Raw genomic sequence first — 26,277 nt, forward strand, 5'->3', positions numbered from 1 at the left:
CGTGGCGCCGCCCGCACCCCTAGCCTCATTTAAAACTCCGACTACGGCCTCTGAAAACCGCCTTGTATATCCCTCCCAATCTGCTTTGCCCGCCTGCTTCTAATTAGTGATCAATGCCAAATTTTCCACCCCTGACATTGAAACTAGACGGGCAAATCCAGCAGTTGTTTCCGGCAAAGCTGCCAATTCACTCGTCACAATCGGGCAACCACTTGCCATCGCCTCCATCACGGCAATAGATGAGGTTTCCAAATAGGTATTCGGGTAAGCTAAAACCGCAACTGAACGCAGTTGCCGGACGAGTTCGGGTTGGGGTATGGAACCGACGTACTCGACGCCTTTTGTTTCCTGACACTGGCGGTAAAGTTGACCGAAAAAAAGCTGGTTATCATTGTCGTCTATTTGGTGTACTTTGATGGTTGAAAATACTTTTAATCTGGTTCCGGGGACAGCTTGACGAATTGCGGGAAAGGCTTTTAACAAAATATCGAGTTTGCGAAATGGAGTCCTGGTGTAAGCTATAATGAGCGGCAGAGATTTATGAGAGACGAGAGAAATATTATCGGAGAAAATGTTAGCAAAACAAGGTGTAATCGCATTTCTTAAAACATAACTGCGATGGAATTAACTCCCAAAGCGCTGGCAAAATTGCTCGCGCTGCTAGTCGCTGACAAATACAAAGGCATCGCAAGCATTGATTTCTCGCTCATTCTTAAAATTTTCGAGGAATACAAAGCCGGGTTCGTTATTAATCCACAAAATTAATTTAGTTTGTTCCCCCAAAAGCCGCTTAACTTCCAGCGCTTTGCCGGCTATATTAACTATAACTAAAAAATCGAGTGATCGCAGCAATTATAAATTTGATTTGTCCGCCACCCTGCGCCTGCAATCAACGGCGCGCGACATCCCCGACTGGGAAGTATTTTTGAGAAAAAATACCTCGTTTCCCTGTGCAGCCAACGCCTCAGCTAAGTAACAAATAGCAGACTGAGTGCCGCCCAAAGGTTCGCGGTAAGGAGTTTCAATATTGTAATCCCAGGTGTAGGTATCGAGAAAGCCGATTTTCATTCAATGGTATAATCTTAAAACTATTAAGGAGTACCGAACATGACCACAGAACAAGATCCCGTAAAATTGATGAAACAGCAAGTCGGCTTTGCTGCTGCCGATCGCGTAAAATCGGGTATGATTGTCGGACTCGGCACCGGGTCAACTACAGCTTATACTATTCAAGCATTGGGCGATCGCATAAAATCAGGTGAACTCAAAGATATCAAAGGAGTGCCGACATCTTTTCAATCAGAAGTGTTAGCCAAACAGTACGGAGTACCGCTGACAACACTAGATGAAATTGACAGAATTGATGTTGCTATTGACGGCGCTGATGAAGTAGATCCCCACCTCAACTTAATTAAAGGTGGCGGCGCTGCCCACACCCGCGAAAAAGTAGTCGATTACCTCGCCACTCAATTTATTGTAGTAGTTGACAGTTCCAAAATCGTAGATAAATTGGGTTCGACTTTTCGCGTCCCCATCGAAGTTATACCGATGGCATTAACACCAGTGATGCGCGCCATTGAAAAATTGGGTGGCAAACCAGAACTCCGCATGGGTGTGAAAAAAGCAGGCCCGGTAATTACCGATCAAGGTAATATGGTAATTGATGTTCAATTTGATAACCTGGACAATCCTGGGGAATTAGAAAAAACTTTGAATAACATTCCCGGCGTGTTAGAAAATGGCTTGTTTGTCAACTGTACAGATTTGGTTTTAGTGGGCGAAATTCAAGACGGAAAACCAGTAGTCCGGGAAATTTCTAAATAGAAATACCTAGCACTGGTTGAATTTGTAGGGTGCTTTTCGGCGCACCGATTGACTGTGCACCCTACAATATAGACTTGAATGGCATTGATTCCCTCGCTCTTCTAGAAATTATCTGCGTTAATCTGCGTTAATCTGCCTGACATCTGCGGTTGACAGGCTATCAAAGATTTATGCAATAAGTCTAATGACCGATGCTCAGTGGACGCCCTACAGTTAGATGTGTTGATAAGTTCATATCTCTTTTTTGATGATGCAATATCGCAGATTCGGTCGCACAGAATTATCCATGCCCGTCTTTTCCTGCGGTGGCATGAGATATCAGTACAAATGGCAAGACGTGCCAGCCAATGAAATTCCCTCAGACAATCAACAAAATCTAGAAGCAACGATTAGCTACTCAGTTGAATGCGGCATCAATCACATAGAAACTGCTCGCGGTTACGGCACTTCCGAGATGCAATTGGGGCTAATTTTGCCGAACTTTACCCGCGAAAAGTTGATAGTGCAAACGAAAGTTAGCCCCAAACCAAACTCCCAAGAGTTTCGCGAAGAATTTGAAAAATCCTTAGCTTATTTGCAACTGGAATACGTCGATTTACTGTCGCTACACGGTATTAATACGTGGGAATTGTTAGAGGAGTCTATCCGTCCGGGCGGCTGCATGGATGTGGCGAGAAAGTTGCAAGCAGAAGGGAAAGTTAAGTTTATTGGTTTTTCAACTCACGGCCCGACGGACGTGATTGTCAAAACAATTGAAACCAATCAATTTGATTATCTTAACTTGCACTGGTACTACATCAATCAAAGTAATTGGCCTGCTATTGAAGCTGCTAAACGTCACGATATGGGCGTTTTTATTATCAGTCCTTCCGACAAAGGCGGTCAACTTTACAACCCACCGCAAAAATTGGTAGATTTGTGCTATCCGCTGAGTCCGATGGTGTTTAATGATTTGTTTTGTTTGTCGCATCCGCAAGTACACACTTTAAGTTTGGGTGCTGCAAAACCTGAAGATTTTAACGAGCATCTCAAAGTTTTAGAATTGTTAGAGAGATCTGATGAAATTTTGCCTCCGATATTAGAAAAGTTAGAAAAAGCAGCAATTGATAAATTAGGAGAAGAGTGGTTTAAGACTTGGCACGTGGGTTTACCAACTATCGAAAATACTCCCGGAGGTATTAATATTTATGTGATTTTGTGGCTGTGGAATTTGGCGCAGGCTTACGATACGATCGACTATTGCAAGATGCGCTACAACCTTTTAGGTAATGGGGGCCACTGGTTCCCCGGCCAAAAAGCCGTGAAGCGTAGCTATCCCGTAGGGAATCGCCTCGATGAATTAGACTTGCGCCGCTGTCTAGCCCACAGTCCCCACGCTGCTAAAATTCCCCGTATTCTTCAAGCAGCCGATCGGCTTTTTGGAGGTCAAGCCATCCAGCGCTTGTCCCAAGAATAATCAAAAAAAACCCGGTTTCGAGACAGAAACCGGATTAGTGAACCGGAGCACGTGAGTTAGTGACGCGCACACAATTAGCCTATACTTGAGAAACTCTCACAACCATCGCCCATCCGTCTCATCCATTCGGGCGATACCACTTTTTTCTCAACTCACTCCCATTTTGCTTTAATCTGAGATAAAACAGTTGATAATTCACTTAGGTACTTTTTATGACTCTCAAACGCCGAGATTTCTTGTATTTAGTGACAGCCACCGTCGGAGCTATTACCGCAGGTGCTTGCCAAGCGTCAGGAAATAATGTATCCCAAGCAAGTCCAATTGCAGAAAGTCCAAAAATAGCCCAAACTCCGGGGCTTTTTACACTGCCACCTCTGCCCTACGAATACAATGCTTTAGAACCGCACATCGATGCGCGGACAATGCAATTTCACCACGACAAACACCACGCCGCTTACGTTAAAAACCTCAACGATGCTGTCAGTAAATACCCGCAACTCAAAAATATCTCTGCGGAAGATATGCTGCGAGATTTGAGCAAAGTGCCGGAAGATATTCGCACAACCGTGCGTAACAATGGCGGCGGACACCTAAATCACAGTATGTTTTGGGAAATCATGGGTCCCAACGGCGGCGGCGAACCCACAGGGGCACTTGCAACAGCAATTCAGCAAAATTTCGGCAGTTTTGACGATTTTAAAACAAAATTTAACGATGCCGGCGCCAAGCGTTTTGGCAGCGGTTGGGTGTGGCTAGTCCGCAATAAAGCTGGCAAACTTGAGATTACAACTACGGCAAATCAAGACACTCCTTTCATGGAGGGCAACTATCCAATTATGGGTAACGATGTTTGGGAACACGCTTATTATCTCAAATACCAAAACCTTCGCGCCGACTACTTAAAAGCTTGGTGGAATGTTGTTAATTGGGCGGCAATTAACAAGCGCTACGAAAAGGCTATCGGGTAGTTTTCAATTAGATGAAATACAGGACACGGCCGATGAAATACAGGACACGGCAGTGCCGTGTCCCTACTAGCGCACGGGACGCTCGAACTGCTGTACAACTTTCCGCAAGTAAACGCAGTGCCGCGCCCCCTGACTCGTCGGCGTTGTGAATGCTTCGACTGACTCAACTGTGCCGCCCAAATGCTCGATCGCCCTTTGCAACTCGGTTTCTTCCTCCACCGTCCAATTCCCTCGGTAAAGTACAGCTAAACCGCCATTTTTCAGCAGAGGCAGCGCGGATTTAGCGCAGAGAGGAGCGGCTCCCACTGCTCGAAGAACTGCTAAATCGTAAGCTTGTTTGTGCTGTGGCTGTCGGGCAATTTCATCGGCTCTGCCCAACAAAGTCGCCGCATTTTCTATCCCTAAAGACGGCACAACTGTTTCCAAAAAAGTAATTTTTTTGCGAGTAGAATCCAGCAAAGTAACTGATAAATGCGGCAGGGCGATCGCGATCGGCAACCCTGGAAAACCCCCACCAGTGCCAATATCAATAACTTTATGCACCGAATCTAGGGGCAATTCGCTATTTTTTCCTGGACTGTTATTAGCTGGCAGCAGTCTCGCAATTCCCCGCAGAGAATCCCACAAATGTTTTTCCCAAAACTCCATCGGCTCAGTAATTCGAGTTAAATTCAAGGAGCGATTTCCCTCGACAATTAACTCATAAAGCCGCTGAAATTTTTGTTGCTGCGACTCATCCGGCTGCCAATTCAGCGTTTTTTGCCACAACTCGTTCATCTGGGGCAACACAGGCATTTTAATCTCATTCATCAGATTCTATTTCCACTCTTTTCTTTGAGTCCGTACAGGCGGACTTTGTTTGTGTAGTCGCGAATTTTATTCACAGAAAATTTCTTTAGTCCGCACAGGCGGACTTTGTTTGTGTAGACGCGAATTCTATTCATTCGCTGCCCATTGATTTAGACGCGAATTCTATTCGCCGGGAAACCATTGGAAACGCCAGAAAAATCAAACGCAACTCGTTTCCTTAGCTTCTAATTTAGCCCGATCGACCTCCTGCAAATCCCCGTGATCTAAAGTCCAAAATCGGTCAGCAACGCTCAGCAAATCGCTAGCATCGTGAGTGACAATCAACAAAGTCCAGTGACTTTTCAACTTACTCAACAAGCTTACCAACTGCCGACGCATCGACCAATCCAAACCCGCCGTCGGTTCGTCCAAAAGTAGCAAATGCGGCTGCCGAATTAGCTGCACCGCCAGGGCTACCCTGCGCTGTTGCCCGCCACTCAAAGCGTGGGGGGAAGCGCGCAGCGGCAAATGTCCGAGTCCCACTTCTGCCATTGCTTTGTTGATTTGTTCTTGTCCCAATTCAGGATGCCCCAGTCGCAATTCTTCTAAAATTGTGCCTCCGCAAAAATGCCTTTCTGGAAACTGGAATACTAACCCTCCTAATTGTTGCAAGTGTTCCGGTGTTAATTCTTGTTCCCGCCAACGGATGTCGCCGCTAGTTTTTTCCGCTAAACCTGCTAATATTTCTAATAGCGTACTTTTGCCTGAACCGCTGCGGCCCACAATCAGCCCCATTTGCTGCGATGGAAGTTCTAAGTTAATATTTTTCAGAATAGGATTCGGACAGGCGGTAGGATGATATACTAAGTTTTTTAGATAAAGCATTAACGCAATTGGTAATTGGGGAGAAGGAAAGCACTAAACGAATTTTGACACGGATACACGGATTAATTATCGAGCCTCAGCCATTTGTTTCTGGTTGTTGCCGATCGCACACAATTATTTTACATAAATCTTTACAAAAATTTCCTTTTTTTTCAGGATGGGCGTTTGATTTTTTGGTTTTTTCATGGTATATTTTAATAATGGAAATCTGTCCTTTAATATATTACAAGTCACACTTGCATTATTAAAATATACCTCAAAAACCACAAAAAATCAAGCAAATTTCACTCTTTTTTTGGTCGCGGCCCGAAAGCCTGAAAATTTAACTCTCTTGTTTCTAGTTTACAGTATATTCCATTGAGAGAATTGACGATGACGAAAACCCCTTTAGCATCGCTTGGCAAGCAAATGTTAAGTTCTAAACAGACAGTGCGGGCGATCGCCTGTGCAGGAGCGATCGCCCTCAGCATCTGCATTAACTCCGCATTAGCGGGCGATCCCTTTCGCAGCAGCAACCCGCAGGCGATCGGGCCCAACACCGAAACTGCTTTCAAAACAATGTTTCAACAAGGAAACTACAAACAAGCAAAAACTCAAATTCAACAAGCACTATCAACCGAACCAAACGAGCCGCTAGCCTATGCAATGGCAGCCTCCCTATCCTACATCGAGCAGGACTTAAACTCGATGAATTCCTACGCACAAAAAACCCGCGAAGTCGGCGAAAAATTGACTAAAACTAATCCATTGCGCGGCAATATTTACACAGCAGTAGGTCACTTTCTAGAAGGGGCGAACATTATAGCCAAAGAAGGAACAGCCAAAGGCGCGCCCCAAGCGTTGAGTAAATTGCGAGTAGTATTTCAATACCTAGATGCCGCCGATAAAATAGCGCCCAACGACCCCGAACTAAACCTGCTCAAAGGCTACATGGACTTAATTCTAGCCACAAATCTGCCATTTTCCAACCCCAACGAAGCCATTCAAAGACTCGAACAAAAAGCCTCTCCTCGCTACTTAGCTTATCGCGGCATGGCAGTAGGATATCGAGACTTAAAAAAGTATGATCGCGCTTTAGAATTTGCCAACAAATCGCTAGCTGAAACGCCAAATAATCCCGAGGTTCTCTATCTAAAAGCACAAATCTTGTTTTCCCAATCCCAGGGAAAAGACAGCAACAAAACCTTACTTGAGGAAGCTCGAAAACACTTCGACGCAGCCTTAGCAAAACCCGACCAACTGCCACGCAGTTTAGTAGCAGAAATTTTCTTTCAGCAGTGCAGAACCCGTAACCGCCTCGACAGCCAATCTCGCGCCTGCGACCCGATGCGCGATAAAATTAGAGATGCAGATGGAGTCTGGGGGCCGGCGGCCTTACCACCACTATAAAAACACCAAAAAACTATGCAAGTAGAGTTTCGCGAGTTTAACCCCTTTGACCTCTGGATTTGGCTGAAGTTCAGCAACGTGCCTTCAAACGGTGAAAAACAGTATGTTGAAGAAGTGTTTGACTCTTGGTTTTTCTTGGGAAAACTCGGAGGATTTAATGCCGAAAATTTGCAAGTTCAAGATGAAGGCTTAGATATCAGTCAGATGAATTACGATGTTAATCTAGCCGACCAAAGCATGATGGCTTTGATGCACAATATGGGAGAAATGGAGTATCAAGGTTCTTGGGCTCGCTGCTGGTTTGATTTGGGTACTAGCGATGCAATTGGCCTCGATGTCTTGATTAATGTTTTCCAGCAACTCAGCAAAGAATTCGTAACCATTGAAAAACTCATTATTGGAGGGGAAAATAGAAACTGGCCCGTTGACACCAGTCGCCGTCGAGAGACTTTTGCCGCCGATAATTAGTGATTAGTGATTACTCATTAGGGGCGGCTTCTACTCGTTACTACGCTCTGCCTGGTAACACATATCCGGAGGCTGTGCCTCCTATTTTGCTGCTGCGAAAGCGAGGCAGAGCCTCTGGACATTGATTCCTAGACATAGCCTAGGAACCAGTTAAGGATTGATCACTAATGACTGATGACTAATTATGCAAAAAGGTAAAGTTCGCGTAATTGTTTTAGGATTAATTCAATCGGGCGATCGCATTTTCGTGTCAGAATGCGAAGATCCGGTCAAAAAAGACACATTTTACCGCGCTTTGGGCGGCGGCGTAGAATTCGGAGAACACAGCATCGACGCTTTGCAAAGAGAGTTTCAAGAAGAAATTAAAGCCGAGTTAACAAATATCAAATATTTGGCTTGTTTGGAAAACTTCTTTGTTTATAATGGCCAAGCTGGACATGAATTAATACAACTATACCAGTGCGATTTTGTCGATGGCAAATTTTATGAATTGGAGAGTCTGGATTTTGCAGACGGAGATGGGGAGCATACTGCATTTTGGATGCCGATCGAGCGCTTTCGATCGGGCGAATTGCGCTTAGTTCCAGAGCAATTTATCGACTACTGCGAAGACAAATAACTCAACCAATACCAAAAAACAAATACCTGATATGGGGGAATTCAACCTAAAATATTTGCCGAAGAGGCGAGTTTCACCTGAAATATTTGCGATAACTAACAGGATGAATAAACCCGCCCCTTCCTTCCGCCCCTCGCATTACCCGGATCTACCTTACACTAGGCAGAGTCCGCAACAGCTCATAGAGCAAAGAGTTGATAAAACCGAGGGCGATAGCCCCCAGCAAAGCACTCCAAATTCCCCAGCGCAAGCGAAATCCATCCACTAGCCAAGCCGCCAATCCAAAGATAATCGCGTTGATAACAATTATCCACAAACCAAAAGTTACCAACACCAAAGGAAAACCCAAAACCACAAAAAGCGGCCGCACCAAAGCATTCAGCAATCCAAAAACCGCAGCCGAAATCATCGCTTTTCCAAAAGTGTCAATGTCCACCCCGATGGGCAACTTGGAAATGATAAAAAAGCTCACCGAAGTAACTAGCCAAGCAATTGCCAGCGAAACGATATCCATGTGTTCATCTCCTTAAAAAAGCTAAACATTAAATCGGAACAACAGCACATCCCCCTCTTGTACAATATACTCTTTTCCTTCACTGCGAACTAAGCCTTTTTCCTTAGCTGCATTCATCGCGCCCGTAGCAACCAAATCTTCATAACTCACAGTTTCGGCCCGGATGAAACCCCGTTCAAAATCAGAGTGAATAACCCCCGCAGCTTGCGGTGCTAACATTCCCGCGATAATCGTCCAAGCGCGAGTTTCTTTAGGCCCGCTAGTAAAATAAGTCCGCAAACCCAATAATTCGTAAGTAGCTCGAATCAGAGATTTCAAGCCCCCTTCTTTTACCCCTAGAGATTCTAGGAAATCCGTTCGTTCTTCCTCGGATAACTCCACCAATTCTGACTCAACTTGCGCCGAAACTATGACAACCTTAGCATTTTCTTTAGCTGCTACTTCCCGCACTTGTTCGACATAGCTATTTCCCGTTGCTAAATCGTCATCAGACACGTTGGCAGCATAGATAATTGGTTTGTTGGTCAGTAATTCCAAACCTTTAACTAATTCAGCTTCTTCATCTGTGAAATTGTACTGCCGCGCCGGTTTCCCCGCATTCAAAACCGCGACTAATTTTTCGAGCACATCAACTTCGGCCTGAGCTTCCTTATTGTTGCGGGCTAGCTTGCGAGTGCGATCGAGCCTGCGTTCAATTTGAGCTAAATCTGCTAGAATTAATTCGAGATTGATAATGTCAATATCTCGGATCGGATCGACAGAACCGGCAACGTGAATAATATCGTCATTTTCAAAACAGCGGACAACGTGGACGATCGCATCTACGGCCCGAATGTGAGACAAAAACTGATTTCCCAGTCCTTCTCCCTGACTCGCCCCCTTCACCAAACCCGCAATATCCACAAATTCCATGCGCGTCGGCACAGTTTGCACGGAATTGGAAATATTGCTCAGCACCTTCAACCGTTCGTCTGGCACTGCCACGATACCCGTATTTGGCTCGATCGTACAGAAAGGAAAATTAGCAGCAGTCGCCTTGGCATTAGCAACCAGAGCATTAAACAAAGTAGATTTGCCAACATTAGGCAGTCCGACAATTCCGGCAGTAAGCATAGCTATTTAGAAACATATCACTGTTTCAAAATATCATAAGCAATAGCAATATATCTGACTTGTCCCTTCTAACTTCTACAGCTAAGCTTGAATAAATATCTAACTTGAGGTAGATGGCTCAATGGTTAACAAGTAATTAAGCAAAGTAACGATCGCTGCGGGGCTGTCGCTGCCCATGTTAGGGCTGACAGCAGCTAGCGTTTTCGCTCAGATGGTCAAAATTTCGGTGGTTAACAACAGCGGCCAGACGATGACAGCAGTCTATATGTCTCCTCCCGATAAGGATACTTGGGGAGAAAACGAGCTAGAGGCCCCCATTGCTGATCGGGAAAAGGCAGATTTTGAGTGGAATCGAGCTGACTACGGTGGGTCGGAGGCGGGCTGTGTTTTCGATGTCAGGGCCGAATACTCTGATGGCAAATCCACTGATTTGGAGGCTGTTGACCTTTGTAAAGAGACTGCGGTCAACTTCAATTAATCGATAATTTAGGCAAAAACCGAGTTTTTTCAAGTCTGATATTCAACAAAATGATTGGGGACTTGGGAGAAAGCCGGTTTTTGCGATCGGTCTGACAAACAATCTTAAATTGTGCGATCGACTAAAACATAATTTATACAGGTTCAGGGATTGTCTGAGGAATAGGCTCCGGCACTGTCTGAGGAATTGGAGAGGGTACAGTTTCCGGCACCGGTTCAGGAATTGGCTGGGGAATTGGGGCAGGTACCGGTTCCGGTACTGGCCCGGGAATGGGTTCGGGAACGGGGCCCGGCACTGGTGGCGATGCGGGTATAGTCGGCAGCCCCGGTTCGGTGCTGGGAATCTGCGGGCCGGGAAATGGACTAGGGTTGGGAAAAATCACGGCAATTCTATTAATAACTCGATACAATCATGCTAGATAAAAAACTAAAAATACGACATCTATCTAAATAGTGAAAATTTATTAAATTTGATATTTTGTACCATTTTTAATCAGCTTTTTGGAGTAGACGAAAGCAACCGGGTTTATCTGTATTTGATTTTTTATGCTGACTGAAAGCAATTTGGTCACAGCCCCCCGGTACAGGCCGTGAACCCTTGAAAAAAGCATAGCGTACTCATCACGTGCGAGCTCTACAGCCCGTGGGAGCAATTCTAAAATCTAAAATTTAAAATCTCAAATCTCAAATCGTTCGCCCTCCGAAAAGCCTTGCCAGCCTGTGGTTTGGCACGACACCTAGCCAAAAGTACAGGTTCTGTCCTGTACTTACGGTCAGTTGCGAGCTGGCCTTTTGGCTAATTTAAGACTGAACTAAAAGCTAGGAAGTTTTTGGGGATTGCTCTCTTAGAATCAAACCACGACCAGCCCCACAATTTAGTTGAAATTCAACAACTAAAATTAAGCTTTATGACACAGAGTGATGAATTATATCAAAAGCTGTTAGAGCTTGATGAAGATAGTCTCAAGGCGCAGCTTGGAATCAGAGTTCAAGAAATAGCGAGAGATCCAACGCCGAGAGCGGCTTCTTTAGAAAGTCTTGATGAGGCTCTAAGTGCGACTCCGAGAGGTGGAAGTCCCGATCGTGCTGATGTCAATTTTGGCGATCCTCTCTTCAAGCGCCTGAATGTCACATCCTAGAATCTGATGGGCAGCGAATTGTTTGACGAGCGAGAAATTCAAGCTCAACTCGAAACAGCTTTCAATTTTGCCTTTTTCCCTCTATAAACTAAACGCTTATGACTCGTAACATCTACGCACTATTAGTTGGAATAGACAAATATGAAGCTCCAACTCCTCCGTTGCAAGGCTGTATTAATGACATTACAGCGATCGCGCAGTATCTAAATGAACGGGTTGCCAAAGAAGGATATCAACTACATTTGCAAACACTCAAGGATCAAGAGGCTACCCGTCAAGCGATTATAGATGGATTTCGGAAACATCTGTGTAACGCTCAAAGTAATGATGTAGTTCTCTTCTACTACAGTGGTCATGGCGCTCAGGAAGAAGCACCACAGGAATTTTGGCACGTAGAACCCGATCGACATAATGAAACATTGGTCTGTTATGACAGTCGCCAGGAAGGAGGCTGGGATTTAGCCGATAAAGAATTGGCAAAATTGATTTCTGAAGTCTCAGCTAAAAAACCACACATTACTATTATCCTTGATTGCTGTCATTCCGGTTCTGGAACTAAAAACCCATTTCAAGAAACAGGAGTTCGCCTCGCTTCCACAGACAAGCGCAAGCGCCCGATAGATAGCTTTATTTTTCAATTGGAAGAATTAGAGCAACTCTCTAATTCCAGTAACGTTGAACTGAATTCCATTGGTCTGAAGCTTCCTAAAGGTCGTCACATTCTCTTAGGGGGTTGTCAAGATAGTCAACTGGCGAAGGAATATAATGGAGGGGGTCAAAAACGGGGTGCTTTCTCCTACTTTTTGATGGATACGTTGCAACAAGCTAATGGCAAGTTGACTTATCGGGATTTGTTCAACCGAGCAAAAGCTATAATTGGTAGTCGAGTTTTAGATCAGTCTCCCCAACTTGAAATAAATCATCCAGGAGATGATAACCAATTTTTCTTAGATGGCGCGATCGCCGAACGCACTCCCTACTTCACAGTTAGCTATCACAAAAAGTATGGTTGGGTCATTGATGGGGGTGCTATTCACGGGCTTCAAAGTCCTTCTAACGGCGAAACGACTTTACTAGCACTCTTTCCCTTTGACAGCCATGCTGAAGACTTGCGGGAACCATCAAAGTCTGTCGGTGAAGCCAAAGTAACTCAGGTTTTGCCCCAGTTAAGTCAGGTCAGTATCAGTGGAATTGAAAACCTAAATTCCGACGAGAATAAGACGTTTAAAGCTGTTATTACCAGTTTACCTCTGCCACCTCTAGGAGTTCACTTTGAAGGAGAGGAAGCGGGAGTAAAGCTAGCACGTCAAGCGATACAGTCAGCAGGACTGAATAACGAACCCTCTGCTTATGTTCGCGAAGAACAGGAACTCGCCAAAGCTCAATTTCGTTTGCTATGCAGCAATAACCAGTATTTGATTGCTCGTCCCGCTGACGATCGTCCCTTGGTCGCTCAGATTGATGGTTATACTCTAGAAAATGCGGAAAAAGCAATTCAACGATTAGAACATATTGCTCGGTGGAATGCGATCGCAGAACTCCCCAGTTCAGGTAATGGTCTGATTAAAGTTGGGGATGTGGAAATGAAACTTATCTTTAATGATCCAAACATCTCTCAATCCGGACAGATGCGTTTGGAATATAACCACAAGGATAATCAGTGGGAACCTCCTAGTTTTCGGATAAAACTGACTAATAAAAGTCAGAAAAAACTTTACTGTGCTTTAGTTAATCTAACAGATTCATTTGCCATTAGCTCTCCGTTTTTTGACGCAGGAAGTGTAGCTCTCCAACCGGGAGAAGAAGCTTGGGCTTTAGATCGAGAAGAATTAGAACTAGAAGTACCTGATGAGTTATGGGAGCAAGGAATTACCGAGTTTAAAGACATTATTAAGTTGATTGTTTGTACGGCTGAGTTTGATGCTCGGTTACTGACTCAACAAGAACTGGATTTTCCCCGACCTATCGAAAGAGATATTTCCTCCCCAAGTCAAAGTTCCCTGAATCGTTTGATGAATCGAGTCCAAAGTCGTACTATCAAACCCAAAAGCCAAGGGAAGTATGATGATTGGTTCACCGAGGCCATTACAATTACAACTGTTCGACCCTTAGATGCTATTCGAGTTTCACCCACAGCAGAAAAGGAACTGGCAGCAGGAGTCAAGTTACAAGCGCATCCTAGCTTAGAAGCAAATGCGCGTTTAACGACAATTCCTCAAGTGAGTCGGGATTTAGGAAATGCGATCTTGCCTCCTATTTTGCGAGAAGATCCTCAAGTCACTCAAACTTTTCAATTCACGAACAGTCGCGGCACCGATCCAGGTTTAAGTGTACTGGAATTGAGTCAAGTTGAAGACTATACAGTTGTTACCCCTGATGCGCCTTTAAAGTTGTTAGTTGACACAACATTAGGAGAAAATGAACATCTCTTACCTGTTGGCTATGATGGTGAGTTTTTCCTACCATTAGGTCGAGGTCAAAAAACTAAAGATGGCAAAACGGAAATTCAGCTACAACGATTACCAAAACCATTTAATCAGGACAGAAGCGTACAAGGGTCTATTAAAATCCTATTTCAAAAGGTGTTGTGGGAACCGCTGGGTTTAGAGTTTGAATATCCGCTTCTGAGAGTGGCTAAGGTAGCGTCAGATGAAACGATAACCTATGTCACCGATCAAACGCAGATAAAAGCACTGGTAGCGAAGAGCAAGCGAATTTTGCTCTATGTTCACGGCATTCTCGGCGATACCGATAATATGGTCAAGAGTGTTCAACGAGCGAAAGTTAAAGTAAATGAGAAACTATGTCCTCTCAAAGACCATTACGATTTAGTTTTGGCTTTTGACTACGAGAATATTAATACTTCAATTGAAGATAATGCTCGTCAGTTGAAAAAACGCCTAGAAGAAATAGGATTGAAAGCTAATCACGGCAAACTTTTGCATATTGTTGCTCATTCAATGGGGGGGTTAGTTTCCCGTTGGTTTATTGAGCAAGAAGGCGGCAATAAATTTGTTCAACATTTAATTATGTTGGGTACGCCGAATGCGGGTTCTCCTTGGTCAACGGTTCAAGAATGGGCAACGGTTGCTTTAGGAATTGGACTTAATAGCCTTTCTAGCGTTGCTTGGCCTGTGACAGTATTGGGGTATTTAGTCAGTGCGATAGAAGCTGTGGATGTATCGCTAGACCAAATGAAACCGGGTTCTGAGTTTCTGAAATCTCTAGCTTCAAATCCTGGCGATCCAAATATTCCCTATTCAGTAATTGCTGGTAATACTTCCATCAAAACGATGCAGGGACAAGGGGAAGAAGCGAGTCGATTAAAACGGCTGATGCAAAAGTTATTCAGGCGAGTTGTAGAGTTACCTTTCTTTGGCCAAATGAATGATATTGCGGTGACTGTGCAAAGTATCAAGAGTATTCCAGAAAAAAGAAATATTACTCCTGCGATCAAAGAAGTGGCTTGCGATCATTTGACTTATTTCGATGATTCAGAAGGCTTAAAAGCTTTGAGTTTAGTTCTCACAAAACAAAAGTAAAAATTTAAAAAAGCAAAGGTAAAAATTTCATTTTTTTACTTTTGCTTCTATCATTCCTTGATCGATTAACGGAACGTGTAACCATGTCTCAATCCAAACATAAGTTCAACCGTAATTTCGCTGTAATTGTGGGAATTAATAACTACAATAATGGAATTCCTGCTTTACAAACAGCAGTTCCCGATGCCAAAAAACTAGCTGAAATTCTTGAATCTAATGAGAGAAATGAGAATGATAAATATCATGTTATAAAATTACTAGATAATTTGGCTAATTTTGATGGATTGAACGGTTTATTAGAAGGTTTTAAACAGGATAATCCAACCATTTATTTGCCGGATGGCTCAACATACAATATAGAAAAAGATGACAGACTATTATTTTATTTTGCAGGTCATGGTCTGATCCTCAAGGATGTGTTAGAAGATAAGGGTGATTGGGACGGCTACCTTGTTCCTCAAAATGCTACAGGAAGTGTTCTTGCGGAAACAGATATTGAAAAAATCAAAAAAGTTTTGCTTCCGATGCAAGACTTACATGATGCAATTACCAAACTTCCTTGTCGTCATGTTATGGTCATTCTTGACTGCTGTTTCGCAGGAGCATTTCGGTCAACTTTATCCAGAGATATTGTAGCTTCCCGAAAAGTTTATAAAGAACGCTATGAGCGTTTTATTGACAGTCCTGCATGGCAAGTGATTACTTCTGCATCTCACGATCAAAAAGCCGTTGATGCTTTTGGCAGATTTGGTCAACGAGGTAATCAAAGCGGACATTCACCATTTGCTCAAGCTTTATTTAAAGGTTTAAGTGGTCAAGCGGACATTAGATCAGGAAGGAAACATGGCATTATTACAGCTACTCAACTTTATGTCCATTTACGAGATGAAGTTGAGGTAACTACAATAGACAATCATACTCGCCAAACACCAGGAATCTATCCATTTTCACCAGAAAAACATGATAAAGGTGAATACATTTTCTTGCTTTCTCACTTCGATCATAACAATTTAGAAGAAGCCCCGGCCCTGAAACCAGAAAATAATCCCTACCGAGGATTGAATTCTTATGAAGAGTCAGATGCTCAACTGTTTTTTGGGAGAAATAAACTTATTGAGGATTTAGGAAAACTTATCTGTAATTCAAACCAGCAGATGACGATAGTTATCGGAGCCTCTGGTTCTGGTAAGTCAAGCCTTGTCAAAGCTGGGTTAATCCCCTACATAAAAGAATCTGAAGTTGGCCAACAGTGGCGGATTCTTGCTCCTATGCGTCCTGGTGAGTCTCCCTTTGGAGAATTAGCAAAGGCAATTTTTCTTAGTAGAGTTAATTTTTGCTCCTCTGATGCCGTGAACTTTATTGCAGAAATCCTGAAGAAGACACAGGATGAACAAGCTCATAAAAATTCCCAAAATAAGCAGAATGAAAATGATAATAGTTTAGCTAAAATTTCTGCGGCTTGGGATAAGGCTAGCCTTCAGTCTAAGCTATTGCTAATCGTTGATAATTTTAAATATTTACAAGGAAAATGCAGAAATACAGAAGTGCAGAAGTTGCAGGTATTGCGGAATAAAACTTTAGATGAAGTTAAAAAATTAGAACAAGATTTGCGGAAAGGAGACACAAAAAAAATCATTGATAGCTTTGTAGCTGGAAGTCCAGACTCTAACAATATTAAAATCATGCTAGTTATCGATCAATTTGAAGAGTTGATCACGCTCTGTCAGCCAGAGGAGCAAAAGCTATTTTTAAAGTTCATTGCTAAAATGATCCATACTTACCCGCAACAACTGCGTATTATCTTAACTTTGCGATCGGACTTTGAACCTCAGTTTCGAGAATCAGACCTCAAAGGCTACTGGAATCAGCCCAAAGCTAAATTTCTCGTAACAGCTATGAATACGGAAGAGTTTCGTCAAGCCATTACGGGACCTGCGGAAACAAATATGCTGGAATTCGATCCATCACCTCTGGTTGGTACGCTCATTGATGAGGTGGGACAAATGCCCGGTGCGCTACCACTACTTTCTTTTGCTTTAAGCGAACTTTACATTAATTGCGTAAAGCGGGGATATCGGACAATTACAGAGAAAGATTATCAAGATATGGGGAAGGTAGTCGGAAGCCTCACTCAACAAGCTGAAAAGAAATATGAGTATGTGGTTGGCAAGAAGGGAGTTGAAGAGCAAACGGTTCGTAATGTAATGCTACGGATGGTAGCAGTTAGTGGAGGTGAACTGGCTCGCAGAAGAGTAACAAAATCTGAACTGGAGTATCCAGGTAATAAAAACGATCAGGTGAAGATACTAATTGATTGCTTTACAGAAGCTCGCTTGCTAGTAGAAGGAAAAGATACTGAGGAAAACCTTTATGTAGAGCCTGCCCATGACGCTTTAGTGCGAGGGTGGCCGAGGTTACAAAAGTGGATCAAAGAAGAGCAAGATAATTTGATATTGCAACAGCGTTTAACACCTGTAGCTAATGATTGGAACCAGATAAAAAAAGAAGAAGAAAAACTTAACTTTCTAGGAAAAGGAGAATTCTTTCTAATTGACACAATCCAAAACTGGCGACGGAAGCTGAAACGCCAAAAGCAAGAACAATCAAATTCTAATAAGAATCATCATGGAAAATCAACAGGCTATCTTTGGAATAACGATCCTCGGATTGAGCAGTTAAATCCACTGGTGAACTCGGATAATAGCTGGTTAAATCAAGTCGAAAATGATTTTGTGAGACAAAGTGTTATCCAAAGAGGTAAAAACACTTATCGGGTGAGCTTTATTGTTCTGGGAGTCATTGCCGTACTAACGGGTTTAACTATTTTTGCACTCATTCAGCGTCAGACTGCTATTACTCGTCAACTTGCATCTCAAGGTAAACTAATACAGACAGAGGATAACACCCAGCTACAACTTAGTAATTTACTTGCTATAGAGTCGCTAAAGCAAGGTACACTTCAACCCTTGGATGCTACTCAAGTTTTACATCAAGGAATAGCCTTACTGCCTCGTTATATCAGTAGCACAACCTCTTCTCGACCTCCAGGATACTCGCCATTCTTTAACGGAGGAAGTTTTGTGCCCCTTTTCGCTTTCACTAGGGATAGTAAATACTTAGTCATTACCAAACAGGATGGAATAGCATTAAAAGAAGTCGCTACTGGTAAAGAAGTTGCACAGCTCAACTACGATTACAAGGATTTGAAGATTGCCACTCTCAGTGCAGATGGGAAATATGCTGTGACGGTCACAAAAAATAACACTATTAAGGTATGGGAATTGGGCAGCTTCCAAGAAATCGCCAGTCAAATTTACCCTCAAGTGGTAAACAATATTTTTTTAAGCCCAAATGGTAAGTACATAGTTGTTGCTAGCCTAGATAAGGCTAAAAACAATGATATTGATGCAAATGCAGAGGAAGGGAATTGTGAAGGAAACAATGTAAAAGTTTTTGAATTAACGGGTGATCGCTTATTAGCACCAGTAAGCCTTCAACTTGCAAAGGGATCTTGCAATAATCCGCTTGTCTTCAGTCCAGATGGCAAGTATCTAGCTGAATACGTTGTTAAAAGTAAGAGTGAGAATAGCAGCGATAATATCAGAAGGGTGTGGGAAATAGCTACTAGAAAAGCAGTCATCAACTCCCAAGTTACATTAGATAGACCAGAATCGTCAGACGAAAACCCTAATGGAGCAAATGCAAGAAATGATGATATGGTATTTAGTCCTGATGGAAAATATTTTGCTGCATCAATAGGCGCTAAGACAGCGGAAGTCTGGCCCTTATCTTCTAGTATACAAAAGTTTAAAAGGATCAATGTTCAGGTAGGAATACATGGGATTGCTCTTAGCCCAAATGGTAAGTACCTAGCTGTTGGCGATCAAGGTGGAAACCTAAAAATAATAGAGGTTTCGACTGGCAAGGAATTTGCAAGCATGATACATAGTTTTCCAACTTGGATAGGGAAAGTAGCTTTTAGTCCAGATGGAAAATATATCGCGGCTGTGGGTTGGGGTAATCACAAACTGGTGATCGTTTACGAAGTGCCTGAGCCATCATTGTGTAGAGAAAAATCTTGCCAACTTAAAGAAACTGCACGCATGATCCACGAACATAATGCCTCAAATTTAGTTTTTAGTCCAAGTGGAAAGTATCTAGCGACCGAAGAATATACCTGGGAACCTTCAGAATGGCGTACTGTTAAGGTATGGGAAGCAACGAGTCCTCCTGAAGTTTTACGTACAGAAATTAATGAGCATTTAGAATCAATTAGTTGGGCTAATAATGGCTTGGAAATAGTTGCTTATACAAACAAAACAAAAATAACTAAAAGAGTAATTGGTGATCTTGATACTGGACAAGAATCTCTACAGATTCAACCTAGAAGTGAAACAGATTATGTTGAGGTGTCGCCAGAAAAATTTCTTATCTCTGATAGTCAAAATAATCTAGGGGGGAAAAATATAAAACTCATAGGTCGTGAAAACGCAAAACCTGTGAAATTAACTCCAGAATTCCTAATACGAGTTTCCGACTGTAGCGATAATATATGCTTAAGATCTGCTTTCAAGTTGAGTTCTAGAGGCGAATATCTTGTTGGATTTGGTGGCGATGAAGGTGGTGATGCCTCTCGAGATACATCTGGTGTTATAAAACTGTGGGAAGTATCTAGAAATAATCCTCAAGAAATTTTTCTTCAAACATTTCCCAGAGTAGTGTATCGAGTGATTTTTAGTCCAGATGAGAAATACTTTGCAGCAGTAATTGGTGATGGAACCTCTAGAATTTGGGATTTGAGTACTCGCCCTCCTCAAGAAATTGAGCGTCTCCAATTTAAGGATATCTTTCCTCAAGAGATTGCTTTTAGCCCGGACGGTAAGCATTTTGTTACAGCTAGTAATACTGACACATCTCAGCAATCTAAAGGTATTGTTCAGGTATGGTTGAGACGACCAAAAGATTTAACTACTGAGGCTTGCAAACGTTTAAGCCGTAACCTCACACCCGACGAATGGCAACAATATTTGGGTACAGGGAACCCTATTATCGATCCATTATTTTCTTGGCTTTATCAAATTTTTCCCACTTGTCCCAAACTTGGAATAAGTGAAATTGAACAGAAGGGAGAAATCACTAGAGGCGATAAAATTCTAGTACCAACTGCTGTAAATCCTGATAAACAAGCTGGGGTGGAAGCTATTGCTGCTGGTAACTTTACTACTGCTATCAAACATCTGGAAGCCTCTTTGAAAAGCAACCCCAACGACCCAGAAGCCAAAATTTATCTAAACAATGCCCAAATTGGCAATCAAAAATCCTACACGATCGCAGTATCCGTTCCTATTAGCGATATCAACGGTTCTTTAGAAATCCTGCGGGGAGTAGCTCAAGCTCAAGACGACTTTAACAAATGGGCAAAGACACAGCAGGGTATCATACCAATACAAGTGTTAATTGCTGACGATCGCAACGATCCAAAAATCGCCCAAGAAATTGCAAAACAACTTGCGAATAATCCCGATGTTCTTGGAGTAGTAGGACACTTTTCCAGCAGCGTCACCAGGGAAGCCTCCCAAGTTTACAATGATAAAAAATTGGTGGCAATTTCTCCAGTCAGTACCTCTGTGCAATTATCAGATGTCCTTGGTAAATACGTTTTTCGTACTGTTCCTAATGACAAAGTAGCTGCGGAAAAGTTAGCTGATTATACGCTTAACTCCTTAAAAAAGCAGAAAACTGTCTTGTTTTATAATTCCCAAAGCGAGTATAGCTGCTCCCTCGCCTCCGAATTTACAACTGCTTTTTCTGGAGAAATAGGAAAACAATTAGAGCGTGACTGCTCCAAGTATGGAACTAGCTCTGCCACTTCTGCGGAAAAACAACAAGGACAAATATTGAAAGAAATTGACTTATCCAATCCTGATTTTGATGCTACAAAGAGTCTTGAAGGACTCGATCAAAATACCGTACTGGTTTTACTAGCAGACACCAGCAAACTCAATCAATCTTTTGAAATTTTAAAAGCCAATAAAGGGCAGTTGCCTATCTTAGCGGGAGACGATCTCTATGGGTCTACCTTCTTAGAAAAAGCTGGAAAACAGGCGCTCGGTATGGTTGTTGCAATTCCTTGGCATATTGAAAATAATCGTGAGTCACGCTTTTCGGCCGCCTCTAAAAACCTTTGGGGAGATCGAGATATTAACTGGCGAACTGTTACCGCTTACGATGCAGCAAAAGCTTTGATTGCAGCTATCAAGCAACATCCCGACCGCAAAGAAATCGCTAAAATTCTCCATTCCAATACCTTTCCTGCTCAGGGGGCAATCGAACCAGTACAGTTTTTACCATCGGGCGATCGCGAAGGAAATATTATCGAACTTGTGAAGATTCAGCCTGGCTCTAATTCCGGCTACGGCTATGATTTTGTTCCCGTTGAGAATAACACTAACTCAAACCAGGTCACTAAACCAAAAACCTCTAAATAGGTAAGGTTAGGGTCGAATCAAGGCGATCGCCAAAATCATTCTACTTTAATCATATCCAAACACTCAAGAATCATTATGTTAACCATTCTGTTACCTTGCCATTGGCACTGGCGAAGATCGCCTTCCTAAAAAGCGATCTTGCAACACAAAAACACACTCTAAAAAGGAAATTAACAATGGTATTAAAAATCAATCGCAAACGCTCTGAAACCTTGCAGCATAACCATACCCACTGCACTGCAAATATTGGTTTCACAAAAGAAGAAATCGAGCAGTTTAGTTGGGGAACGCGAGGTCTTTTTGAACAACTTCCTGGTAGTGGAGTTGGGTATGAATGTTACGGCCCCGTAGAGCATCGCTACGGTCGTCCCGAAGCGATCGAGGCTCTCAAATATGTCTGTAATGAGTGGGCAAAACGATATCCCAGACCTCGCATTGGCATCGGAGATATCAGTACGGCAGAAGGTCCTACACCAGGCCACAGTTCTCACGAACACGGAATTGATGTTGATATTGCTCTTGTTGCTAAAACTGATGCAGAAATTGGACTTACTTGGCACGATGCTGAATACTCTCCTCAGCGCACTCAAGAATTGGTGGATTTATTTTACAATAATCCTATTTTGCCTATTCGGGTAATTCTCTTCAACGATCCAGAAATTACAGGGGTACAATTTTGCGAAGGACACCACAATCACCTTCATGTCAGTTTCGTTTTACCTGGGATTGATTCAGCCCCCTACAGCAGCGATCGAGATGGGGATTTGCGATTGGTTATCCCACCGATGCAGGGAGAAAGAGTTCGCAAACTGCAAGAAAATTTAGCGAACGTTGGAATTTCAGTTACAGCAGATGGTATCTTTGGCGAGCAAACTGATGCCGCAGTCCGAAAATTTCAGGTCGATCGAAATTTGCAAGTCGATGGAATTGCCGGATTTGTAACCCAAACTAAACTAGCAGAGTTAAGCTCCGGACAGTCTCGCGGAGTTTCTAGCGAACCATCCAATCTGAAACTCCAAGATGTAATTGACCAAAAGCGATCGATTCCTTTTGATGATATTAACTCTGGGGTTTTTGTTGACGATCGACTGTTTTGTGCAGAAATTCAAACCATCCTGCGCGCTAATCATCTTTTAGAAGTTGTCGATGGTATTTATGGCTCTAAAACGCAAGAAGCCTTACGGAATTTTAAAGCCACCCGTCAACTTGATGGCGGGGATGTGTTAGGGGCAACAACCGCTAAAGCTTTACTGGATGCCAAGCAGGGTGCTGGAAAGTTACCTGATTGGAAAGGTGGTGATAATAAACAAGCGGCGGTGCAGGCAATTATCAAAGAAGCTCATCGCCAAGGTATTGCGTCTCAAGCTCAAATTGCTTACATTCTCGCCACCGTTCAGCATGAAACAGCAGATAGTTTTCAACCCGTGCGAGAATCCTATTATTTGGGCGAACCAGAAGCAGAAAACCACCGTAAAACTCTAGATTATTATCCATTCTACGGACGGGGCTACGTGCAACTAACCCTCCTGGGTAATTATCGCAAATATTCGGATTTGCTATCCCAAGACTTGGTTAACAATCCGGATCTTGTGATGCTTCCAGATATTTCACTCTTTATCCTAGTTCATGGCATGAAATGGGGGGTCTTTACGGGTATGAAGCTGGATGATTATATTTCGGAAAGCAGTGTGGATTTCTGGAGTGCGCGTAAAATTATCAATGGCACTGACCAGGCAGAAAAGGTTCAAAGTTATGCTATGAATTGGCAAACCCAATTAGGGTAGAACTTGGGGCGATCGCAACTCAACAATCTACCTTGAATTTAAGCTTGACTTTGATAGCTATTGGGTCAAGCTATTAAAGCGTCTTGGTAGTGTGTGACCGTAGTGCGCGATCTCCCAAAACTTCCTCACAACAGTAAGCTGAAAAATAGTCGCAGACTGTGGTAGGATTTTGTGCTGTAACTGAAACCACAGCCCCTAGACAAACCATAAGTAAAGCAGTAGCCCGGATTTTCAACTGTTTGGCTTTCATACTTAAGCAGTCCATATTAAGTCATTTTAGAGAAGTTTGAAATTGAGACGGTGTTGCTTGTGGGCGATTGCAAGGAAAAAGGCAGCAGTCGATGCGATCACGGAATTTCCAGCAACGGTTTCAGCAATTAATAACGTCCAGTGAAACCTCGGCGGTTGCTATAATTCCAAATAATCAAATCAAGATTAAGCGTGTCACCAGCAAACTCTCAACAACAAACGCCTCTATTAGATGCCTTGCGCGATCGCATAAATCACCCGCACGCCCCATTCTACGCCCCCGGACATAAAGGCGGACAAGGAATCTCTCAACCCCTAATTGACTTATTCGGTGCGACAGTATTTAGATCGGATTTGCCCGAATTGCCGGAGTTAGACAATCTCTTTAACCCAGAAGGTGCAATTGCCGAAGCTCAAGACTTAGCCGCCGCAGCTTTTGGAGCCCAATCAACTCGGTTTTTGGCAAACGGTTCGACTTGCGGAATTATCGCCGCCATCTTAGCAACTTGCGGCCCCGGCGATAAAATTATCTTGCCTCGAAATATCCACTCCTCCGCGATTTCAGGTTTAATTTTATCCGGTGCAATTCCAATTTTTGTCAATCCAGAGTACAACCCGGATTGGGATATTGCCAACAGCATCACCCCAGAAGCCACAGCCGCAGCATTAGAACAACATCCCGACGCCAAAGCAGTAATGATAGTTTATCCAACCTATCACGGCGTCTGCGGGGATGTGCGGGCGATCGCCAAAATTACCCATCAATACAACATACCGTTATTAGTAGACGAAGCCCACGGCGCGCACTTTAACTTTCATCCAAACTTGCCAGAACCAGCACTATCAGCAGGTGCCGATTTAACAGTACAATCAATCCACAAAACCCTGGGTGCAATGACGCAAGCATCGATGCTGCACGTCAAGGGCGATCGCATAGATATCCAAAAAATAAATAAAGCATTGCAGCTAGTACAATCTACCAGTCCGAGTTACATACTATTAGCATCATTAGACGCCGCCCGCCAACAAATCGCACTCCACGGCAAAGAGTTAATGGCGCAAACTTTACAGCTAGCAGAAAAAGCGCGATCGCGCATCAGTCAAATTCCCGGCTTATCAGTTTTAGAACCGTTAAATACACCGGGTTTTGCAGCATTAGATCGAACCAGACTAACAGTAAAAGTATCCGAGTTAGGAATCACAGGATTTACAGCCGATGAAATTCTGCACTCTCAACTCGGTGTCACGGCAGAATTACCAATGCCGCAACATCTAACATTTATTATCAGCTTGGGAAATACAGAATCAGATATTGACAATTTAGTTAAAGCTTGTACTCTTTTAGAAGGAAGAAGGAAGAAGGAAGAAGGAAGTTCGGCAACGAACACTGTACAAGATGTAACGGATGTCAGGAAGAAGGAAGAAGTCCGAAAGAAGAAGTCCGAGAGAAGAAGTCCGATGTCCGATGGAAGATTTGCCCACTCTCCCACTCTCCCACTCTCCCCCTCTCCCCCTCTCATCTCCCCCCGCGAGGCCTTCTTTTTCCCAGCGGAAACAGTACCCGCAGACAAAGCAGTCGATCGCCTGTGCGCCGAACTCATATGTCCCTATCCCCCAGGAATACCAATCCTGATGCCCGGTGAAATCATTACCCCAGCAGCCGTTGACTACCTGCAACAAATCCTTGCCGCCGGCGGCAAAATCACAGGTTGTAGCGATAGAAACCTCCAAACTCTCAAGGTTGTGCGACAGTAAATATTAAGGCTTGGGGGAAATTGGGAGAATTTCTACTTCTTCCGCGAGTTCCAACTTCGGTCTTTCTTCAATCAAAAATCAAAAATCAAAAATATAACTATGCTTTGGCCCTACGTCACTCCAGGCATCCCGGATGACTTATTTGAACGTTTACCGGGAATTCCCATGAGTAAGCGAGAAGTCCGACTGCTGTTAATCTCCCACCTGCGGCTGCAAGCAGATTCAGTCGTGTGGGACATCGGTGCAGGTACTGGTACGATCGCCGTAGAAACAGGTTTGCTGTGTCCTAAAGGTCGGATTATCGCCGTCGAAAGAGACGAAGAAGTAGCAAGCTTGATTCGCAGAAATTGCGATCGATTCGAACTCAACAACGTAGAAGTCATAGAAGGCAGTGCCCCGGAATGCCTTGCAAACCTGCCCCAACCCCCCCACCGAGTCTGCATCGAAGGAGGTCGCCCCATTAAAGCCATTCTCAAAGAAGTCTGGCGGTACTTGCAACCGCACGGTAGAGTTGTGGCCACAGCCTCGAATTTAGAGAATCTTTACGCCCTTTCCGAAGGGTTCGCCGAATTGCAAGTCCGCAACATCGAAGTAGTCCAGTCCGCCGTCAACCGCTTGGAGACTCGCGGCCTGAGTCAAACCTTTGCCGCCGTCAATCCCATATTTATTCTCAGCGGCGAAAAGCTCGATTAGAAGGAAGAAGAAGGCACGACACGAATTTTGACACGGATACACGAATTAATTCTGTAATTCTTAATCTTTTTTAAGTTCACTTAACCTTCATACTTAAGAATAGGGGCCACCATAGCTGGATTGAC

At 43.4% G+C, this 26,277-nt stretch carries 21 protein-coding genes; 13 read left to right on the forward strand and 8 right to left on the reverse strand.

Going from position 1 to position 26,277, the window contains the following annotated elements:
* Positions 1–99: 99 nt before the first annotated feature.
* The 3 genes from QUA10_RS03400 to QUA10_RS03410 form a co-directional block, all read right to left on the reverse strand.
* Complete coding sequence (locus tag QUA10_RS03400) at positions 100–594, reverse strand: glycosyltransferase (protein ID WP_333086175.1); 495 nt, start codon at positions 592–594, stop codon at positions 100–102.
* Positions 595–660: 66 nt separating this feature from the next.
* Entirely contained in the window at positions 661–852 is a 192-nt protein-coding gene (locus QUA10_RS03405) for a hypothetical protein (protein ID WP_333081158.1), read from the reverse strand.
* Complete coding sequence (locus QUA10_RS03410; RefSeq protein WP_333081156.1) at positions 853–1,068, reverse strand: hypothetical protein; 216 nt, start codon at positions 1,066–1,068, stop codon at positions 853–855.
* Between the two features lie 39 nt (positions 1,069–1,107).
* On the opposite strand from QUA10_RS03410, the gene rpiA reads away from it, so the two are divergent.
* The 3 genes from rpiA to QUA10_RS03425 all read left to right on the forward strand — a co-directional run bounded on the left by rpiA (position 1,108) and on the right by QUA10_RS03425 (position 4,248).
* Positions 1,108–1,824, forward strand: a complete 717-nt coding sequence (gene rpiA, locus QUA10_RS03415; RefSeq protein ID WP_333081155.1) for a ribose-5-phosphate isomerase RpiA — start codon at positions 1,108–1,110, stop codon at positions 1,822–1,824.
* A gap of 247 nt (positions 1,825–2,071) precedes the next feature.
* On the forward strand, positions 2,072–3,280 hold the full coding sequence (locus QUA10_RS03420) for an aldo/keto reductase (RefSeq protein WP_445243552.1): 1,209 nt from the start codon (positions 2,072–2,074) through the stop codon (positions 3,278–3,280).
* A gap of 212 nt (positions 3,281–3,492) precedes the next feature.
* Positions 3,493–4,248: a Fe-Mn family superoxide dismutase gene (locus QUA10_RS03425; protein ID WP_333081153.1), complete on the forward strand. Its 756-nt coding sequence runs from the start codon at positions 3,493–3,495 to the stop codon at positions 4,246–4,248.
* Between the two features lie 66 nt (positions 4,249–4,314).
* On the opposite strand, the gene rsmG is transcribed toward QUA10_RS03425, so the two are convergent.
* Both rsmG and QUA10_RS03435 read right to left on the reverse strand, forming a co-directional pair.
* Entirely contained in the window at positions 4,315–5,058 is a 744-nt protein-coding gene (rsmG, locus tag QUA10_RS03430; protein WP_333081151.1) for a 16S rRNA (guanine(527)-N(7))-methyltransferase RsmG, read from the reverse strand.
* Positions 5,059–5,256: 198 nt separating this feature from the next.
* The gene (locus tag QUA10_RS03435) at positions 5,257–5,922 is read right to left on the reverse strand and encodes an energy-coupling factor ABC transporter ATP-binding protein (protein WP_333081148.1); all 666 of its coding nucleotides are present in this window, start codon (positions 5,920–5,922) and stop codon (positions 5,257–5,259) included.
* A 372-nt stretch (positions 5,923–6,294) separates the two neighbouring features.
* Between QUA10_RS03435 and QUA10_RS03440 the strand changes: the two genes are divergently transcribed.
* The 3 genes from QUA10_RS03440 to QUA10_RS03450 all read left to right on the forward strand — a co-directional run bounded on the left by QUA10_RS03440 (position 6,295) and on the right by QUA10_RS03450 (position 8,398).
* Positions 6,295–7,311 carry a Sll0314/Alr1548 family TPR repeat-containing protein gene (locus tag QUA10_RS03440; RefSeq protein WP_333081146.1) on the forward strand — a complete coding sequence of 339 codons (1,017 nt, stop codon included), beginning with the start codon at positions 6,295–6,297 and terminating at the stop codon, positions 7,309–7,311.
* 15 nt (positions 7,312–7,326) lie between these two features.
* Positions 7,327–7,779: a DUF3531 family protein gene (locus tag QUA10_RS03445; RefSeq protein ID WP_333038358.1), complete on the forward strand. Its 453-nt coding sequence runs from the start codon at positions 7,327–7,329 to the stop codon at positions 7,777–7,779.
* 184 nt (positions 7,780–7,963) lie between these two features.
* Positions 7,964–8,398 (forward strand): NUDIX hydrolase, encoded by a 435-nt coding sequence (locus tag QUA10_RS03450; protein ID WP_333081144.1) that lies wholly within the window; start codon positions 7,964–7,966, stop codon positions 8,396–8,398.
* Between the two features lie 148 nt (positions 8,399–8,546).
* Here QUA10_RS03450 and QUA10_RS03455 read toward each other — a convergent pair whose 3' ends face one another.
* Positions 8,547–8,912: a phage holin family protein gene (locus QUA10_RS03455; protein WP_333030414.1), complete on the reverse strand. Its 366-nt coding sequence runs from the start codon at positions 8,910–8,912 to the stop codon at positions 8,547–8,549.
* Positions 8,913–8,933: 21 nt separating this feature from the next.
* Entirely contained in the window at positions 8,934–10,025 is a 1,092-nt protein-coding gene (gene ychF, locus QUA10_RS03460) for a redox-regulated ATPase YchF (RefSeq protein ID WP_333081142.1), read from the reverse strand.
* 175 nt (positions 10,026–10,200) lie between these two features.
* Here ychF and QUA10_RS03465 point away from each other — a divergent pair, with 175 nt between their 5' ends.
* A complete protein-coding gene (locus QUA10_RS03465) occupies positions 10,201–10,503 on the forward strand; it encodes a hypothetical protein (RefSeq protein WP_333081140.1) in 303 nt (100 codons plus the stop codon).
* Positions 10,504–10,636: 133 nt separating this feature from the next.
* Here the strand turns inward: QUA10_RS03465 and QUA10_RS03470 are convergent, their stop codons facing one another.
* Positions 10,637–10,885, reverse strand: a complete 249-nt coding sequence (locus QUA10_RS03470) for a gamma-aminobutyric acid A receptor, epsilon-like protein (protein ID WP_333081138.1) — start codon at positions 10,883–10,885, stop codon at positions 10,637–10,639.
* Between the two features lie 525 nt (positions 10,886–11,410).
* Here QUA10_RS03470 and QUA10_RS03475 point away from each other — a divergent pair.
* From QUA10_RS03475 to cbiT, 6 genes are all read left to right on the forward strand, one after another.
* Positions 11,411–11,641, forward strand: coding sequence for a hypothetical protein (locus QUA10_RS03475; protein ID WP_333081136.1), 231 nt, complete (start codon positions 11,411–11,413; stop codon positions 11,639–11,641).
* Positions 11,642–11,739: 98 nt separating this feature from the next.
* Positions 11,740–15,183, forward strand: a complete 3,444-nt coding sequence (locus QUA10_RS03480; RefSeq protein WP_333081133.1) for a caspase family protein — start codon at positions 11,740–11,742, stop codon at positions 15,181–15,183.
* Positions 15,184–15,266: 83 nt separating this feature from the next.
* A complete protein-coding gene (locus tag QUA10_RS03485; protein WP_333081132.1) occupies positions 15,267–21,671 on the forward strand; it encodes an nSTAND1 domain-containing NTPase in 6,405 nt (2,134 codons plus the stop codon).
* A gap of 176 nt (positions 21,672–21,847) precedes the next feature.
* The gene (locus QUA10_RS03490; RefSeq protein ID WP_333081131.1) at positions 21,848–23,455 is read left to right on the forward strand and encodes a penicillin-insensitive murein endopeptidase; all 1,608 of its coding nucleotides are present in this window, start codon (positions 21,848–21,850) and stop codon (positions 23,453–23,455) included.
* Between the two features lie 441 nt (positions 23,456–23,896).
* Complete coding sequence (locus tag QUA10_RS03495) at positions 23,897–25,459, forward strand: aminotransferase class I/II-fold pyridoxal phosphate-dependent enzyme (RefSeq protein ID WP_333081130.1); 1,563 nt, start codon at positions 23,897–23,899, stop codon at positions 25,457–25,459.
* 99 nt (positions 25,460–25,558) lie between these two features.
* Positions 25,559–26,152, forward strand: coding sequence for a precorrin-6Y C5,15-methyltransferase subunit CbiT (gene cbiT / locus QUA10_RS03500; RefSeq protein ID WP_333081129.1), 594 nt, complete (start codon positions 25,559–25,561; stop codon positions 26,150–26,152).
* Positions 26,153–26,277 lie beyond the last annotated feature (125 nt).

The organism is Microcoleus sp. Pol8_D6, assembly GCF_036700965.1.
Lineage (GTDB): Bacteria > Cyanobacteriota > Cyanobacteriia > Cyanobacteriales > Microcoleaceae > Microcoleus.

Excerpts from the sequence above, each read along its gene's own strand:
- QUA10_RS03410 (WP_333081156.1), bottom strand. The coding sequence starts at position 1,068 with ATGAAAATCGGCTTTCTCGATACCTACACCTGGGATTACAATATTGAA.
- rpiA (WP_333081155.1), top strand. The coding sequence starts at position 1,108 with ATGACCACAGAACAAGATCCCGTAAAATTGATGAAACAGCAAGTCGGC.
- QUA10_RS03420 (WP_445243552.1), top strand. The coding sequence starts at position 2,072 with ATGATGCAATATCGCAGATTCGGTCGCACAGAATTATCCATGCCCGTC.
- QUA10_RS03425 (WP_333081153.1), top strand. The coding sequence starts at position 3,493 with ATGACTCTCAAACGCCGAGATTTCTTGTATTTAGTGACAGCCACCGTC.
- rsmG (WP_333081151.1), bottom strand. The coding sequence starts at position 5,058 with ATGAATGAGATTAAAATGCCTGTGTTGCCCCAGATGAACGAGTTGTGG.
- QUA10_RS03435 (WP_333081148.1), bottom strand. The coding sequence starts at position 5,922 with ATGCTTTATCTAAAAAACTTAGTATATCATCCTACCGCCTGTCCGAAT.
- QUA10_RS03440 (WP_333081146.1), top strand. The coding sequence starts at position 6,295 with ATGACGAAAACCCCTTTAGCATCGCTTGGCAAGCAAATGTTAAGTTCT.
- QUA10_RS03445 (WP_333038358.1), top strand. The coding sequence starts at position 7,327 with ATGCAAGTAGAGTTTCGCGAGTTTAACCCCTTTGACCTCTGGATTTGG.
- QUA10_RS03450 (WP_333081144.1), top strand. The coding sequence starts at position 7,964 with ATGCAAAAAGGTAAAGTTCGCGTAATTGTTTTAGGATTAATTCAATCG.
- QUA10_RS03455 (WP_333030414.1), bottom strand. The coding sequence starts at position 8,912 with ATGGATATCGTTTCGCTGGCAATTGCTTGGCTAGTTACTTCGGTGAGC.
- ychF (WP_333081142.1), bottom strand. The coding sequence starts at position 10,025 with ATGCTTACTGCCGGAATTGTCGGACTGCCTAATGTTGGCAAATCTACT.
- QUA10_RS03465 (WP_333081140.1), top strand. The coding sequence starts at position 10,201 with ATGTTAGGGCTGACAGCAGCTAGCGTTTTCGCTCAGATGGTCAAAATT.
- QUA10_RS03475 (WP_333081136.1), top strand. The coding sequence starts at position 11,411 with ATGACACAGAGTGATGAATTATATCAAAAGCTGTTAGAGCTTGATGAA.
- QUA10_RS03480 (WP_333081133.1), top strand. The coding sequence starts at position 11,740 with ATGACTCGTAACATCTACGCACTATTAGTTGGAATAGACAAATATGAA.
- QUA10_RS03485 (WP_333081132.1), top strand. The coding sequence starts at position 15,267 with ATGTCTCAATCCAAACATAAGTTCAACCGTAATTTCGCTGTAATTGTG.
- QUA10_RS03490 (WP_333081131.1), top strand. The coding sequence starts at position 21,848 with ATGGTATTAAAAATCAATCGCAAACGCTCTGAAACCTTGCAGCATAAC.
- cbiT (WP_333081129.1), top strand. The coding sequence starts at position 25,559 with ATGCTTTGGCCCTACGTCACTCCAGGCATCCCGGATGACTTATTTGAA.